This window comes from Streptomyces sp. NPDC025806 (assembly GCF_055558275.1).
The window spans coordinates 165333-179836 of record NZ_JBVHMU010000017.1; the positions used below are offsets into that span (position 1 = coordinate 165333).

Below are 14504 nucleotides of genomic sequence, written 5' to 3' on the forward strand. Positions count from 1 at the left end.
CTCGCGCCCCTCTAGGGAGTGGTGGTGCGCGTGGGAATCGAGCGGAAGGCCCTTCTTGCCGGGGGCGCGGTCGTGGCGGCCGGGGCCGTGGTGCTGACCGTGGCGCTGTGGCCGGACAGCGGCGGGGATTCCGCCGGTCCCGCTCCGACGGACTCGAAGTCGGCGAGAACGGTTGCCTCGAAGCCGTCGCCCACGCGCTCCTACCCCCTGTCGAAGCCCCCGAGCACCATCCCCTCCGTGCGGGAGTTCACCGCCGCGCGCGGGCCCGGGTGGAAGCCGGACGGGGGAGCGGTGCTGGTGCGGGACGCGTCGCTCGTCGACGAGGGGCGGCTCGTCGCCGACGAGCTGGGGATGAAATACGGCGGGCGGAAGGCGAAGGCGGGCGCCGGGGACGTCGAGCTGGCGCTCGGCGGGGCCAAGGGCGCGAACCCGGAGTCGTACCGGATGACCGTCGAGGGCGGGACGGTGCGGATCGTCGGGCCGAGCGACGGCGGTGTCTTCCTCGGGACGCGCACGCTCAAGCAGGAGGTGCATGGCGGTGGCGCCGCGCCCGAGGGGGTCGTCGCGGACGAGCCGGCCAAGCCGCAGCGCGGGTTCATGATCGACATCGCGCGCAAGCACTTCACCGCCGACTGGATCAAGGACCGGATCCGCGAGATCGGCGACCTCAAGTACAACCAGCTCGGGCTGCACTTCTCCGACGACCAGGCCTTCCGGATCGAGTCCGACACGCACCCCGAGATCGTGTCCTCGGAGCATCTGACCAAGGCGCAGGTCCGGGACATCCTCGCGCTCGCGGCGCAGCGGCACGTGACCGTCGTGCCCGAGATCGACTCGCCGGGCCACCTCGGCGCGGTCATCGCCGCCCACCCGGACCTCCAGCTGCGCGACGCGGCCGGGGTCCCCACGCGCGGCGCCATCGACATCTCCAAGCCGGCTGCGGCGAAGATCGTGGACGATCTGCTGAAGGAGTACGCGGGCCTGTTCAAGGGCGCCTACTGGCATCTGGGCGGCGACGAGTACCAGGCCCTGGTGAAGCAGAACCCCGAGGCGTCCTACCCCCAGCTGGCCACCGCCGCCCGCCAGAAGTACGGGGCGAACGCGCGCGTGCAGGACCTCGCCGAGGGCTGGCTGAACGACCGGGCCAAGACGATGGCCCCGTTCGACCGGAAGCTGAAGGCGTGGAACGACGGGTTCTTCACCGGCGGCATCGTCCGGGCCGACCAGGACCTGGAGGTCGCGTACTGGACCGGCAAGGAGATCGGCGCGCGCGAGCCCCTCGCCTACCTGAGCGCCGGACAGAAGCTGACCAACTACAACGACGAGTACCTCTACTACGTCCTCGGCCAGCCGAACACCTTCGTCTACCCGACCGGTCAGCGGATCTACGAGAGCTGGACCCCGCTCGTCGTGCGCGGCACCACCCCGGTCCCCGCGAAGTACGACGCGCAGATCCTCGGCGGCACCTTCGCCGTCTGGTGCGACCTCGCCCAGGCGCAGACCCCGGCCCAGGTCGCCCAGGGCATCCGCATGCCGCTGCGGGCCACCGTCCAGAAGCTGTGGGACCCGAGGAAGCCGGAGCTGACGTGGACGCAGTTCACGGCCCTGGCGAACCGGCTGGGCAACTGACCGCAGGGTTCCCGCCCCCTGCGCGTAGTTCGCGTTTCGGGTGGCGAACTCCCGTACGGCTGTGGTCTATTCGGCCCAGGTCACATGAACGGCACAGCCACTTGAGCAGCGCAGCCGCTCGGGCGGCACGGCGGGACGGGGGCACGGGGATGGGCTACTGGGGTTATTACGTGGTGGCTGGCAGCGATCGTCCGTTGCGGGAGCTGGAGGCGCTGGCGGGGGTGCGGGAGGAGCTGACCCTGCTGGAGGAGCGGGTCGGGGGATGGCAGGTGTGGGAGTGTCCCGGCGGGGGCGACGGGGAGCAGGCCCGGGACGTGGGCAGCATGAACGCGCTGGCGGCGGAGACCGGGGCGCCCGCCCTGTTCGCCTATGTGATGGACAGCAGCTGCGCCGTCGTCGAGGCGGCCGCGCCGCGCAGCGGGGCCTGGACGGCCTGCCTGGGCCGGGACGCCATGACCCGGTACATCGGCGGTGACGAGCGCTCGCTGGAGGACTACTTCCTGCCGCCCGCCGACGCCGCCGAGCGGGCCGTCGCCTGGGCCGCCGAGTGTGGCCGCGACGTGGCCGCCCAGCCGCTGCTCGACGTGCTGCGGGCCCCGGCCGAACCCTCCGCGGAGGAGCTGTTCTTCCGCTTCCTGGATCGGCTCGGAGTGGCCGCGCTGTGACGTTCCGGGCAGGACCGGCGCAGTAAGTCCCGTAGTCCCCCGAAGGGGAATTGTCGGGTCCGTGTCTGGAGGCGTACGGCCATGAGCCTGGTGGAACTGATCGCGCAGGCCGACGAGCGCGGGCTGGCCGCGAGCGGGCTCGGCTGCCTCGACCGCTGCGTGCCGCTGCTCGGTGACGCCGAGGACGACGAGGTGCTGCGCCCGCTGTGGGCGAGCCTCGCCGAGGGCGGCGCCGGCTGGGGCGAGACGCTCGCCGCGGCCCGCGGCCGGCTCGCGGACACCGTCGCGGACGGTGAGGCCGCCGAACTCGTGCGCCGGATGCTGGGCGCCACCCCCGACGGCCAGATGCCCGGCGACTGGCGCGGCTGGGCCGACGCCTGCTCGGTGGCCGCCCTCCAGGTGCACCGGATGCTCGACGCCGGAGGCGTCGGCGGCGGCGCCCCCGACGGCGCGGCCGGGGTCCGCGAGGGCGACACCGCGGGCGTGACGCCGCTCGTCGCCGCCGAACTGCGCCGCCAGACGAAGATCCTGGAGCTGCTCGCGAGCGGCGCCGGCGGGCTGCGGCAGGCCCGCGACCTGTCCACCGAGGGCCGCCGCGTGCTGCGCGCCGTCGTGTCCAGACGCGCCCGAGGCCGCGCCTGATGCACGAGGTCGGCGGCCCCTCGCGCCGCGCCTGGGCCGCCGTCCTCGCGGTCGGTGTGCTCGTCGGACTCGTCGTGGTGGACACGCGGCGGGAACAGGAGCCGGTCGGCGCCCGGTTCGCCACCGGAGCCGGGGACACCGGGCACCGAGCGGGCCCGAACGGGTGCGGGACCGGAGCGCCGGGCCGGTCCGTGCCGCCGATGGACCAGGAGTCCGCCGAGGCCCGCCTGGAGGTCACCTCGTACGGGTACACGAGCCGGGTCCCGGGCGGGTTGCAGCGCGAGCGGTTCAACGTCACCGCGAACCTGCACGTGGAGTCGGCCGGGGAGATCAGGCTGCCCGCGTCCTTCACCGCGGACGGCGCGGCCGTCGATGTGTACGGACCGCACGGCAAGGGCCGCATCGCCACCGCGCGCGGGCTCGCCGTACGGGTGGTCAAGGGAATGAAGGCGCGGCCCGTGCGCCCGGGCGAGGACGGCACGTACCGCTTCGTGCCGGACGGCGCGCTCACGCTGGAGGTCGAGGTGCCGAAGCGGGCGCTGTGCCCCGGGCAGACCCTGAAGTCCCTGAACCAGCCCAGCGAGCAGGGCTCCAACGACGCCCAGGACTACCCGGTGCTGCGGCTCACGCTCACCGATCCGGCGCTGCCCGGCGGCCGTCTCGTCTCCGTGTCACCCGACCTGAGCGGGGACGCGCGACAGGTGTGACGCACGCTGGAGGGGCCGTGCGGACGGTGACGTCCGCACGGCCCCTCGTGGCTCTGACGGCCCGACTACGGCGCCAGGTTGGTGCCCAGCCGGCCCCCGGCCGGGGTGCCGATCGAGCCGTTGCCGTAGTACGCGGTCTGGCTCAGGCCCAGGCCGCTGCTGTTGCTCGGCACGTACAGGAGCGCGCCGTTGCCCGCGTCCTCGCCGGCCGCGCCGAGGACCAGGTCCGTGCGGCCGAAGCCGGACAGGTCCGCGAGCGCCACGGCCGAACCGACGTTGTCGCCCGCCTCGCTGGAGCCCGGGACCCCGCTGGAGTCCTGGCTGACGGAGAGCGCGCCGGTGCCGGTCAGACCCGCGGACGAGCCCTTCAGGAGCAGCGTCGTGCCCGCGTCGGCCCGGTTCGTCGTACGGGTCAGGTCCTCGTACGGCAGGCCCGCGAGGACATCCGCGTAGCCGTCGAGGTCGTAGTCGCCGACCGCGACCGAGGCGCCCATGGCGTCGCCGGACTCGGCGCCGCCCGGCACACCGGACGAGTCCTGGTGGATCGTCTTCGCGCCCGTGGTGGACAGGCCGGTGCCCGCGACGCCGTAGACGGCCGTGACCTGGCCGCCGGTCGCGGCGCCGGACTCGGCGACGTAGGGCTGGCCGATGACGAGGTCGTCGACGCCGTCACCGTTGATGTCGCCCGCGGCGACCGCGCGGCCGCCCTTGACGGACAGGGTCGCGACCTTGGTGAGGCCGGCGCTGCCGCCCTTGAACCAGACGACGCGGCCGATGCCGCCGCCGTCGCGGTAGTTGAGCGCGACGTCCGCGTAGCCGTCCCGGTTGAAGTCGCCGGACGTGGCGTCCGGGACGGCCAGGGAGGTGGTGGCCGAGGTGAGGGCGCCGCCGGCCCGCTTGGTGTCGCTGTAACGGGCGTGCCAGGCGCCGCCGCTGACCGTGGTCGCGGAGAACACGTCGGCCTTGCCGTCGGCGTTGAAGTCGCCGACCGCGAGGGCCGCGCCGAAGCGGGCGTTGGTCACGGCCTGCGCGGCGTCGGTGTTCACGCCGACGCCGCTGGTGAAGGCGGGACCGTAGAGGATCGTGTACGCGCCGCGGTTGGCGTGCCCGGACGTGTCGTCCTCGCCGGGCTGGCCGACGACGAGGTCGGTGTGGCCGTCGCCGTTGATGTCGCCGGTCGCCGTGGCGGCGCCGAACTCGTCACCGCTCTCGCCCGAGCCGGGAACGCCGGTGCTCGACTGCGAGATGACCTTGCGGCCCGTAGTCGTCGGGCCGTCGAGCGTGCCGGGGACGAGGGCGACCTGGCCGCCGCTCGCACCCTTGGGCAGGCCGGTGACCAGATCGTTCGTGGCGTCGCCGATCAGGTTCTGGCTGGGCAGGGCGTGCGAGTTGCCCGGTGCGGCGGCCTGCGTCGCGATGCGGCTCAGCTTCGGGTAGAGGTTCGCGCCCGGGCAGGCCGTGGTGTTGGTGTCCCGGTGGCCGAGGACGCGCGGGAACGTCTTGGACGTGCCCTTGGCGATCTTGTTGCCCTGGACGCCGAGGTCACCGTTGGAGGTGAGGGACACGGTGCCGGTCGCCGTGATGCCGTACTGGCCGAACTTCCAGGCCACGACGCGGGAGATGGCGTCGAGGGCGGCCTTCGTCGGCTTGGCCGACTCGAAGTTGCCGATGTAGGAGATGCCGACGGTGTCGGTGTTGAAGCCGTAGTCGTGGGCGCCGTGCACCGGCAGGTCCATGCCGCCGGTCCGGCCCTCGAAGATCTGGCCGCAGCGGTCGACGACGAAGTTGTAGCCGATGTCGAAGTAGCCCTTGGCCACGTGGTCCTGCTGGATCTCACGCAACCGGCGCGCCGACTCCGCGCACGGCACCTGGTTGTCCGCGTCGACACCCGTGTGGTGGACGACCGCGGCCTTGATCTCCGTGTCGTACTCGGGCGTCCCGTCGTGCGAGAGGTTCGGACCCCACACCGACTGCGGGATGATCGCCGGCTTCACGACCGTGGAGGGCGGGGCCTCGGGGACGGTCGGGGTAGGCGACGGGGAGGAGGTCTCCGTCGCGCTGCCGGACGGCGGCGGGGTCGGCGACGCGGTGTCCGACGGCGTCTCGGTGGCCACGGGCGTCTCCGTCGCGACCGGGCTCTCGGTGGCGACCGGGCTCTCCGTGCCCACCGGGGTGTCGGTGGGCACCGGCGACTCCGTCGACGCGACGCTGTACGCGGCCGGGTCGATGCCGCCGGAGCTCGCCTTGCCGCGGACCGGGTCGGTGCCCGGGTCGATCAGCTTGACGTCCATACCGGCCGGCAGACCTGCGGCGTTGCCGTCCGCGTCGACGACCCGCACCTCGACGCCGTTCGAGTCGGACGGGGTCGGCACGGGCGAGGTGCCGCCGCGCAGGGCGGTGTGCTCGCGCTCGGTGCCGTCGGCGTCGTTCGTGTCCTGCGGCAGCGTTGTCCAAGCGCCCCACGTGCCGCTTTTCGCGTCCCGGGCGCGGAACTGGGCGGTGCCGTCCAGCTTCTCCTTCGCGTCCTTCCACGTCACCGAGACGGCGCCGAAGGTCCGCGTCGACTTCTGCGGCACGACCTTGCGGTCGCCCTTCGTCGTCAGGCTCAGCGTGTGCACGGCCGCGGCGCGCGCCGGCACCGCGTCCTGCGGCTCCGAGCCCCCCGGGTCGGCGATGGCGTACGCGGTCACCCCCGCCCCGCCGAGCACCACGGCGCCGATGGTGATCCAGGCCCTGCGCTTCAGACTCAGCGGTCTGTACGCGTGTGTCTGGGCTTTCTGCGCTTTTCCTCGCGTATGTCGCGGGCTCAATGCCCCACCCCTCGAAAGTCACATGGGTCCCACGTCTCACGTGGGCACACAGGGTCCAGCGGGTGGGCCCACCGAAACATCACAGGTCCGCGCACACGTGCGGGGAATGGTGCGGTTTGTGCCCGTGGTGGCGGGGGTTCGGGCGCGCGTTGTATAACCGGGCCGCTTCCACGGGGCCGGCCCCCGGCCCGTACCCGACCCCCAGAGGTGCCCGTGCTCCCCGCAACACGCCTTCGCCGCACCGCCGTCATCGCCACGCTCGTCGCGGGAGCCGTCGCCGTGTCCGGCTGCTCGGCCGCGCACTCCGGCGACTCCCGGCGCAAGGGGCACCACCGCTCCGACGGCCCGCGCACGGAGCGCACCCGGCGGGCGGACGACGGCGCGAGCGCGACCCGCGCCCCCGCCGCCGCGGCCAAGGCACCCAGGACCGCCGCCCAGTACCTCGCCCGGGCCCGGCGCGCGATGGCCGCCGAGACCGGCTGGACCTTCGCCGTCGACGGCCGCGAGTCCGCGACGACGAGCGGCCAGGCGCCGTCCGGAGCGACGTACACCGCGACCGTGCACCGCACCACCACACCCGTCGCCGTGGAGCAGCTCGGCTCCGTCACCACCGGCAAGGGGCAGCGCAAGCCCGAGTCCGTGTACGTCGTCGACGGCATCGGACACGTGAAGAAGAACGGGGCCTGGACCAGCGGGCCCGTGACCGACCCCGCGATCGCCGACGCCGTGGAGGACCCGGTCGCGGGGCTCGACGCGTTCGCCGCCTACGGGAAGAGCGCCAAGGTGCGGCGCTCGGGCGGCACGGTGCGGCTCGAAGTGACCTCGGCCGGCTGGACACTGGCCGACGCGCGGACCCGCCCGGCGCTCAGGAAGGCCGCCCGGGAACTGGACCCGACGCTCGCCCAGCTGCGGGACGCCGGCGTCACCGCGACCGACGGCCAGATCACGCTCACGCGCTCCACGGAGACCTGGGAGCTCGACGCCGCGCACGGCTACCGCGTGGCGGCCCACCGCTTCGCGTTCACCTTCGCGGTGCCGTACCGGGGCGGCGCCATCACGGTGGAGCAGGACGTACGCGCGGACAACCGCGGTGTCTTCGACGGCACCGTGCGGCTGCCCGCGGACTCCACTCGCTAGAGCGCCCGCTCAAGGCCCGGCCCGGACACTTGAGACGCGTCAACGGTTGTATGTCGCAGGCACATTCCTGTGTGAGAAGCGACATGTGTGTGACGTGTGATGTTCCGGTGCGCCCGAGCGCTGGGGGAATGCGGGTCGAGTCCGACCGCATCTCCCCACGACCGGACCAAGGGGTGCACCACATGCCTGGGGTTGAACACCGGCCCGCCGACATGCGCCGGCACGCCGCGGCGTTCGTCGCGCGGGTCGCCTCGGCGCGACTGCCGCTCGACTACTCCGTCGCCAGCCTGCGGGTCGTCGACCGGATCATCGACGGCCTGCGGCAGGCCGGCTCACCCGGACCGCGGCTCGACGCCGTGCTCTTCGGGCTCGGCGCCTACGTCGGCGAGGTGCTGGTGCGGCGGGCCGGGGCCGAATGGATCGCCTTCGACGCGTCCCAGCGCGACTACTTCGGGCAGGACGTCGGCGTACGGATGCCCGACGGGCGGGTGCGCAGCCCCCTCGGCAAGGTCGCCAACCGCTACGCGGCGGGCGCCGCCGAGTCGCTGCAGACCTTCTACCTGACCCTGCCCGGAAGGAGGCGTCGCGCATGCGCCGCCGCACTGTGACCGCCCGGGGCCTGCTGGCCGGCGGCTTCGTCGTCGCGCTGCTCGGCGCCGGCGTCCTCACCCAGCCCGTCCCGTCCGCGAGCCTGTCCGCGAGCGCCCTCGAGTCGCCCGGCGCCGACGGGAACTGGTCCGCGAAGGCGTTCGCCGACATCGAACCGCCCGCCGTCCTCACGCAGACCCGCGGCGAACGGCTGCTCTCCCAGGCGGTCGCTCTGCTGGGCGAGGCCCGGACGGTGCGGATGAACGTGGACATCACCCAGCACGGCAAGCGGGCCCGGGCCGACCTGCGCATGGACCGGGCGGGGAACTGCACCGGCACCCTGGACGGCGGACCGGGCGCGAGCGGCGACCTGATCGTCCTGGCCAAGGGGGCGAAGGGCGACGCGCCCGAGGTGTACATGGCCTACAGCGACCGGGCGCTGGCCGAGTGGCAGACCATGGCCGACGCGCGCGGCCCCGCCGTGTCCCAGCGCATGCGGGAACGCCTGAGCCTCGTGAGGGGCAAGTACGTGCACGTGCCCGCCGGCCCGAAGGGCGCCGACGCCCTGGCCAAGGTGTGCACGATGGGCCAGGTGCTCGGCGCGCAGGCGGCCGACACGAGCGGCACGAGGGACCTGCCCGAGCAGCGCCGCGACGGACGCCGCGTGATCCCGCTGCTCCCGCCGGAGGGCGACGAGGACCTGGGCTCCGCCTACGTCGACGCCACCGGGAAGCCGTACCTGCGCAGCCTCGAGATGGACTCCGAGCAGATCAAGGGGAAGATGCGCTTCTCCGGCTACGGGGATCCGCTGACGGTGCGCAGGCCGCCGGCCGCGCAGATCGTGGAGCCGCCCGCGGGCGGGGGATCGGTGTTCGACGCCTGACCCTTCCCCGCCCGGCATCAACTCCCGGGCGGGGAAGGGGGATTCGGCCCGCCCGGCCCGCGCGTCTGTGACGTTTCCGCGAGGTCCGGCGCTGATCGGCATGGGGGAGGAGCCGATGGCGGCACCCCCGTGCGGGGCGCCGAGGCCGTCGTTCCGTACGCGTCACCGCGTACTTGTCGTCGTACGAAGAGGAAAACGGTTGGGCCAGGGAGGGGAGCCCCGTCGCGCGAAGGAGCGCGACGGGGAGCTGGGCGCAGCCGTCGAGCGGGCCCAGACGGGGGACGAGGACGCCTTCGCCGTGGCCTACCGGCTGGTCCAGCCCGGCCTGCTCGGCTATCTGCGCGGCCTCGTGGGGGACGAGGCCGAGGACGTCGCCGCCGACGCGTGGCTGGAGATCGCCCGCGACCTGGGGCGGTTCCGCGGCGACGGCGCGGGCTTCCGCGGCTGGACCGCGACCATCGCCCGGCACCGCGCCCTCGACCTGCTGCGCCGCCGCCGCGCCCGGCCCCAGGCCACCGTGCTCGAACAGGACCTGCACGATCTGCCCGCCGCGCACAACACCGCCGAGCAGGCCATGGAGACGCTCTCCACCCGGCAGGCCCTCGACCTGATCGCCGGACTGCCGCGCGACCAGGGGGAGGCCGTGCTGCTGCGGGTCGTCGTCGGGCTCGACGGGCCGACCGCCGCCCGTGTCCTCGGCAAACGGCCCGGCGCCGTGCGCACGGCGGCGTACCGGGGCCTGCGGCGGCTCGCCCGCGACCTCGGCGGTGTGACGGATGAGGGCCCGCCCACGCTGGGTGAGTCGAGATGACCGAGCAGATCCCCGACCCCGTGGCCGTACGCCTGCCGGAGCCCGACCCCGAGGGTGAACGGCTGGCCCGCGCCGCGTTCCGGGCCGCCCGAGACGCGGGCGCCCTCGACGCGCGGCCCCGCCGCCGCGACGACTGGCGCCCGCGGCCACGCCGCACGCGCTGGTCCGCGCGGGCCCTCCTCGGCGCCGCGCTCGCGAGCCTCGCCGTGGGCGGCGTCGCCGTCGCCGGCATCGGTGCCCCCGCGGACCCCGGAACGGACCGGCCCGCGCCGCGCCCCGCGCCGACCTCGACCGCACCCGGCGGCGCCGCGACCGGCCCCGCCTCGCCCGACACCCCGCCCCCGTCCGGGCGGGCGCCCGCCCCCTGCAAGGCGTACGAGGCCGGGCGCGGGCCGAAACGGTCCGGGCGGGCCGCCCAGGGCTGCGCCGAACCGTCGTCGACCGGTGCGGACCACGACCGGCGGGGCGGCTCCGGCGGCGCGGGCCGGAAGGGCTCCGGGGGCGGCACGGGCCACGCGAACGGCGCGGAGAACGGAAACAACTCCGGCAACTCCGGCGCGGGCCAGGGCCGGTAGCCGCACCCGGCACGGCAGCAGCCGCCGCCGACAGCCGTCGACGATGCCGTGAAATCTGGGGAACGCCCGCGTGGAACTTCGGCGGGGGCGGCGTGAAGACCTGCCGGCCGAGCCTTCGACCGGGCTCCGGGACACCCCCCGCAAACGGGACGGCCGGGGTCGCCACCCCCCACAGGAGAGACCCCGGCCGCCGCGCGGTACGGGTCGCGAGCGGCCCGTACTTCCTTCAGCGCCAGGGGTGCGTTTTCTGTCACACCCCGCCGTGTGACTCTCTGGTTGCTCGTTGTACAAACATGGACGTGGGGTGTTTCACGCCGTAGCGTGCAGGTTCGCGCCCGGGGGCGCCACGTGGCCGAATGGGGCAGGCAGGGACTGGGAGTGCTGGGGGACGACGCGGAGCTGACCGCCGCGGTGCTTGCGGCGCAGGACGGGGACGAGAGCGCGTTCCGGACTGTGTACCGCACCGTGCACCCGAGGTTGCTCGGATACGTACGCACGCTCGTGGGCGAACCGGACGCGGAGGACGTCGCCTCCGAGGCGTGGCTCCAGATCGCCCGCGACCTCGACCGCTTCGAGGGCGACGCCGACCGCTTCCGCGGCTGGGCGGCTCGCATAGCCCGCAACCGCGCCCTGGACCACATACGCATGCGGGGACGCCGGCCCGCCATCGGCGGCGACGAGACCGAACTCACCGGCCGACCCGCGACCGCCGACACCGCCGACGAGGCGATGGAACTGCTCTCCACCGGCGACACCATGGCGCTCATCGCCCAGCTCCCGCAGGACCAGGCCGAGGCCGTGGTGCTCCGCGTCGTGGTCGGGCTCGACGCGAAGAGCGCGGCCCAGACCCTCGGCAAGCGCCCCGGCGCCGTCCGCACCGCCGCGCACCGCGGCCTGAAGCGGCTCGCCGAACTGATCGGCGCCGACCAGAAGACCCCCGGTCCGCTCGAGGCCGTACCCCGGCCGCGAGGTCCGAGACCCAGCACGGCGACGTCCGCCGGTGTGACGCAATCGCGTACGCGGACGCAGAAGGACATGTGATGGCCGACGAGCACGACAAGTGGCTGGACCGCGAGGCGGCGGAGCGTCTGCTGCGCGGGGAGCCCCTGGAGGCCGTCGCCGAACCGGACGCGCTGCGGGCCCGACGGCTCACCGCGGCGCTCGACTCGCTGACCGCGCTCCCGGCCGGACCCGACGGTGAACTCCCCGGCGAGGACGCCGCGCTCAAGGCGTTCCGGGAAGCCCGCGCGATCCCCGCGAGCGACCGCGCCGCAGCCCTCGGCACCCCCGTGACCCTCGCCGGCCGCACCGCGCGCGCCGGCCGGCACCGCGGCGGCGCCGCCGGAGCCCCGGCCCGGCCCGGCCCCGACGGCCGGCACGGCCCGCGCTGGGGCCGGCCCGTGCGGTTCGGACTCGCCGCCGCTGTCGCCGCGTGCATGGTCGGCGGCGTCGCCGTCGCCGCGGGCACCGGCGTGCTGCCCTCGCCGTTCGACGGCTGGAGCGATCCCTCGCCCACGACATCGGTGTCGAGCGCGCCCTCCGAGGAGCCGCTCGTCTCGCCGTCCGGCAGCGCGGCCGAACGCGGCGAGACCCTGCCCGACGGCGAACGGACCTCGGACGGCCCCTCGGGCTCGCCCGACGCCCGGGACAGCCGCGACGCGTCGAAGGACCCCCGCGGCGGCACCGCGCCAGGCGCCTCGCCCGGCACCGAGGCGACCGACCCGGCCCGCGGCTCCGACGCGCTGCGCCGCCGCATCACCGAGACCTGCGCCAAGTACCGCACCGGCGAGATCGGCGCGGACGAGAAGCGGAAGCTGCGCGAGTCCATGAAGCAGTCCGGGCGCGCCGACACGGACCTGGGCCGCTTCTGCGACCGCGTCCTCGACGAGCCCAGGGACTCCGGTGACGGCGGCTCGGACAACGGCGGCAAGCCCGGGGGCGACGAGGGCGAGGACGGCAACGACGACGGCGAAGGCGGCGACCAGCCCCCCGTCCTGCCGACCGTCGACCCCGCCCCCTCGTCGTCCGACTCCGCAGACTCCTCCGGCTCCTCCGGCTCGGCGCCCTACGGGGCACGCCCCGCCGCCCCGACCCGCACGGTCTCGGCCACGGCGGTGACGCCTACGGAATCCGTCGCGCCCGAGCCCGTTTCTCCGCGCTGACCTGCGCGGACGCGGTTTCGCGAAAAAAGGTTCACTCAGGGTGTGACGTTTTTCGGGCGGGTGGCGCAGTACTGAGTGAGCCGACTGGTCATCGGCCCGTGCACGAGCCGGGGTTCCCCCCGTACCTGCGGCTCTGTGCCACCGGCGTGGGTGGGACACGTTCCCCCGGTCCCACCCACGCCCTCTCTTCTTTCTCCTCAGCCCCCGGAGTGCGGGCTCACCAGTAGATGACCACCTTGTCGCCGGTGCGGACCTGGTTGAAGAGGGACGCGATCTTCGCCTCGTCCCGTACGTTCACGCAGCCGTGCGAGGCACCCGCGTAGCCGCGGGCCGCGAAGTCCGAGGAGTAGTGCACGGCCTGGCCGCCGCTGAAGAACATCGCGTACGGCATGGGCGTGTGGTAGATCGTCGAGACGTGGTGCCGGGACTTGAAGTCCACGTGGAAGACGCCCTCGCGGGTCGGCGTGTACTGCGAGCCGAAGCGCACGTCCGTCGTCATCAGCCGCTTGCCGTCGATCATCCAGGTCAGGGTCCGGCTCGTCTTGCTGATGCACATCACCCGGCCCGTCATACAGCGCGGATCCGGCTTCGCCGCCGGCTGCCCGCCCGCCGCGTACAGCTCGTCGCGGGTCGGCTCGTGCGTCATCTTCAGCAGCCGCTCCCAGGTCACCGAGTCCGTCGTGCCGGTCCTCGGCAGGCCGCGCTTGCCCTGGAAGCCCTTGACCGCCTGGGTCGTCGCCGGGCCGTACGTGCCCGTCGGCCCCTCGAAGAGCCAGGCGACCTGACGCAGCCGGGCCTGGAGCTCCCGTACGCCCTTGCCCTGGTCGCCCGGCTTGTACAGCGTCTTCGGCGCGGGGGTCGGTGACGCGGCGGGCTTGGCGTCGTCGGACGCGCCGGCGTCCGGCGCGGCGGGCCTCGTTCCGGCGGGCTTCGTCCCGGAGGGCTTCGGCGAGGCCGCGCCGGAGGAGGCGGCGCCGGGGGTGGTGCCCGCGGGCTTCGCGTGCCCGCCGCTCTGCACGGCCTGCGCCGTGCACCCGCCGACGAGCGCCAGCACCCCGGCGACCGACAGTGAGGCCCGGATGGAATTCCTGATGACAGCTGTCCGCATGGCGTCCCCCGCCCGTCGCGCCGTTCTCTCTTGTCTGCACAGATGCTGCCCGGGCGTAAATGGTTGCGAACGCGGCGCGGAGGCAGGGCCCGACGGCCCGTGCGAGTCTGTGAGCAAGGTCCCAGCGTGGGCCACTCCACTCGCCGCAGGCCCGCCGCTACAGTCCGTCGCGAAGGTCGGCTAGCACGGTCCGTCACACCGCTGGAGGCACCACCATGGCGCGCGAATCCGAGTCCGGACTGCCCATCGAGCCGGTGTACGGCCCGGCCGCGCTGGACGGCTGGGACCCGGACAGCAAACTGGGGGAGCCCGGCGCGTACCCGTTCACGCGTGGTGTGTATCCCTCGATGTACACGGGGCGGCCGTGGACGATGCGCCAGTACGCGGGGTTCGGTACCGCCAGCGAGTCCAACGCCCGTTACAAGCAGCTGATCGCGAACGGGACGATGGGTCTGTCGGTCGCCTTCGATCTGCCGACGCAGATGGGGTACGACTCGGATGCGCCGATCGCGTCGGGTGAGGTCGGCAAGGTGGGAGTGGCCATCGACTCGATCGACGACATGCGGGTGCTGTTCGGTGGGATTCCGCTGGACAAGGTGTCGACGTCGATGACGATCAACGCGCCCGCCTCACTCCTGCTCCTGCTGTACCAGCTGGTGGCGGAGGAGCAGGGGGTGCCGGCGGACCGGCTTACGGGCACGATCCAGAACGATGTGCTGAAGGAGTACATCGCCCGCGGCACGTACATCTTCCCGCCGAAGCCGTCGTTGCGGTTGATCGCGGACAT

14 protein-coding genes are annotated in these 14504 nt (G+C 74.0%); 12 read left to right on the forward strand and 2 right to left on the reverse strand.

The window, feature by feature from the left end; all coding sequences use genetic code 11:
* Positions 1 to 24: 24 nt before the first annotated feature.
* From ACZ4E1_RS31910 to ACZ4E1_RS31925, 4 genes are all read left to right on the forward strand, one after another.
* Positions 25 to 1629, forward strand: a complete 1605-nt coding sequence (locus ACZ4E1_RS31910; protein ID WP_467546032.1) for a beta-N-acetylhexosaminidase — start codon at positions 25 to 27, stop codon at positions 1627 to 1629.
* Between the two features lie 149 nt (positions 1630 to 1778).
* Entirely contained in the window at positions 1779 to 2294 is a 516-nt protein-coding gene (locus ACZ4E1_RS31915; protein ID WP_399129048.1) for a hypothetical protein, read from the forward strand.
* Between the two features lie 81 nt (positions 2295 to 2375).
* Complete coding sequence (locus ACZ4E1_RS31920; RefSeq protein ID WP_467546034.1) at positions 2376 to 2936, forward strand: hypothetical protein; 561 nt, start codon at positions 2376 to 2378, stop codon at positions 2934 to 2936.
* Positions 2936 to 3643: a hypothetical protein gene (locus ACZ4E1_RS31925; RefSeq protein WP_467546036.1), complete on the forward strand. Its 708-nt coding sequence runs from the start codon at positions 2936 to 2938 to the stop codon at positions 3641 to 3643. Before ACZ4E1_RS31920 ends, ACZ4E1_RS31925 begins: the two co-directional genes overlap by 1 nt.
* A 65-nt stretch (positions 3644 to 3708) precedes the next feature.
* On the opposite strand, the gene ACZ4E1_RS31930 is transcribed toward ACZ4E1_RS31925, so the two are convergent.
* The gene (locus ACZ4E1_RS31930) at positions 3709 to 6354 is read right to left on the reverse strand and encodes an N-acetylmuramoyl-L-alanine amidase (RefSeq protein ID WP_467546038.1); all 2646 of its coding nucleotides are present in this window, start codon (positions 6352 to 6354) and stop codon (positions 3709 to 3711) included.
* A gap of 312 nt (positions 6355 to 6666) precedes the next feature.
* Here ACZ4E1_RS31930 and ACZ4E1_RS31935 point away from each other — a divergent pair, with 312 nt between their 5' ends.
* From ACZ4E1_RS31935 to ACZ4E1_RS31965, 7 genes are all read left to right on the forward strand, one after another.
* The gene (locus tag ACZ4E1_RS31935; RefSeq protein WP_467546040.1) at positions 6667 to 7590 is read left to right on the forward strand and encodes a hypothetical protein; all 924 of its coding nucleotides are present in this window, start codon (positions 6667 to 6669) and stop codon (positions 7588 to 7590) included.
* Between the two features lie 182 nt (positions 7591 to 7772).
* Positions 7773 to 8198: a hypothetical protein gene (locus ACZ4E1_RS31940; RefSeq protein ID WP_467546042.1), complete on the forward strand. Its 426-nt coding sequence runs from the start codon at positions 7773 to 7775 to the stop codon at positions 8196 to 8198.
* A complete protein-coding gene (locus ACZ4E1_RS31945; RefSeq protein WP_467546044.1) occupies positions 8180 to 9061 on the forward strand; it encodes a hypothetical protein in 882 nt (293 codons plus the stop codon). Before ACZ4E1_RS31940 ends, ACZ4E1_RS31945 begins: the two co-directional genes overlap by 19 nt.
* Before the next feature lie 199 nt (positions 9062 to 9260).
* Positions 9261 to 9872 carry an RNA polymerase sigma factor gene (locus tag ACZ4E1_RS31950; protein ID WP_467546046.1) on the forward strand — a complete coding sequence of 204 codons (612 nt, stop codon included), beginning with the start codon at positions 9261 to 9263 and terminating at the stop codon, positions 9870 to 9872.
* Entirely contained in the window at positions 9869 to 10447 is a 579-nt protein-coding gene (locus tag ACZ4E1_RS31955; RefSeq protein ID WP_467546048.1) for a hypothetical protein, read from the forward strand. Before ACZ4E1_RS31950 ends, ACZ4E1_RS31955 begins: the two co-directional genes overlap by 4 nt.
* A gap of 378 nt (positions 10448 to 10825) precedes the next feature.
* Positions 10826 to 11488 (forward strand): RNA polymerase sigma factor, encoded by a 663-nt coding sequence (locus ACZ4E1_RS31960; RefSeq protein WP_399129038.1) that lies wholly within the window; start codon positions 10826 to 10828, stop codon positions 11486 to 11488.
* Positions 11488 to 12609 (forward strand): hypothetical protein, encoded by a 1122-nt coding sequence (locus ACZ4E1_RS31965; RefSeq protein ID WP_467546050.1) that lies wholly within the window; start codon positions 11488 to 11490, stop codon positions 12607 to 12609. The genes ACZ4E1_RS31960 and ACZ4E1_RS31965 overlap by 1 nt, the downstream gene beginning before the upstream one ends.
* Before the next feature lie 217 nt (positions 12610 to 12826).
* Here the strand turns inward: ACZ4E1_RS31965 and ACZ4E1_RS31970 are convergent, their stop codons facing one another.
* A complete protein-coding gene (locus tag ACZ4E1_RS31970; RefSeq protein WP_467546052.1) occupies positions 12827 to 13717 on the reverse strand; it encodes a L,D-transpeptidase family protein in 891 nt (296 codons plus the stop codon).
* A gap of 215 nt (positions 13718 to 13932) precedes the next feature.
* Here ACZ4E1_RS31970 and ACZ4E1_RS31975 point away from each other — a divergent pair.
* The coding region (locus ACZ4E1_RS31975; RefSeq protein ID WP_467546054.1) for a methylmalonyl-CoA mutase family protein at positions 13933 to 14504 on the forward strand (572 nt) is incomplete at its 3' end.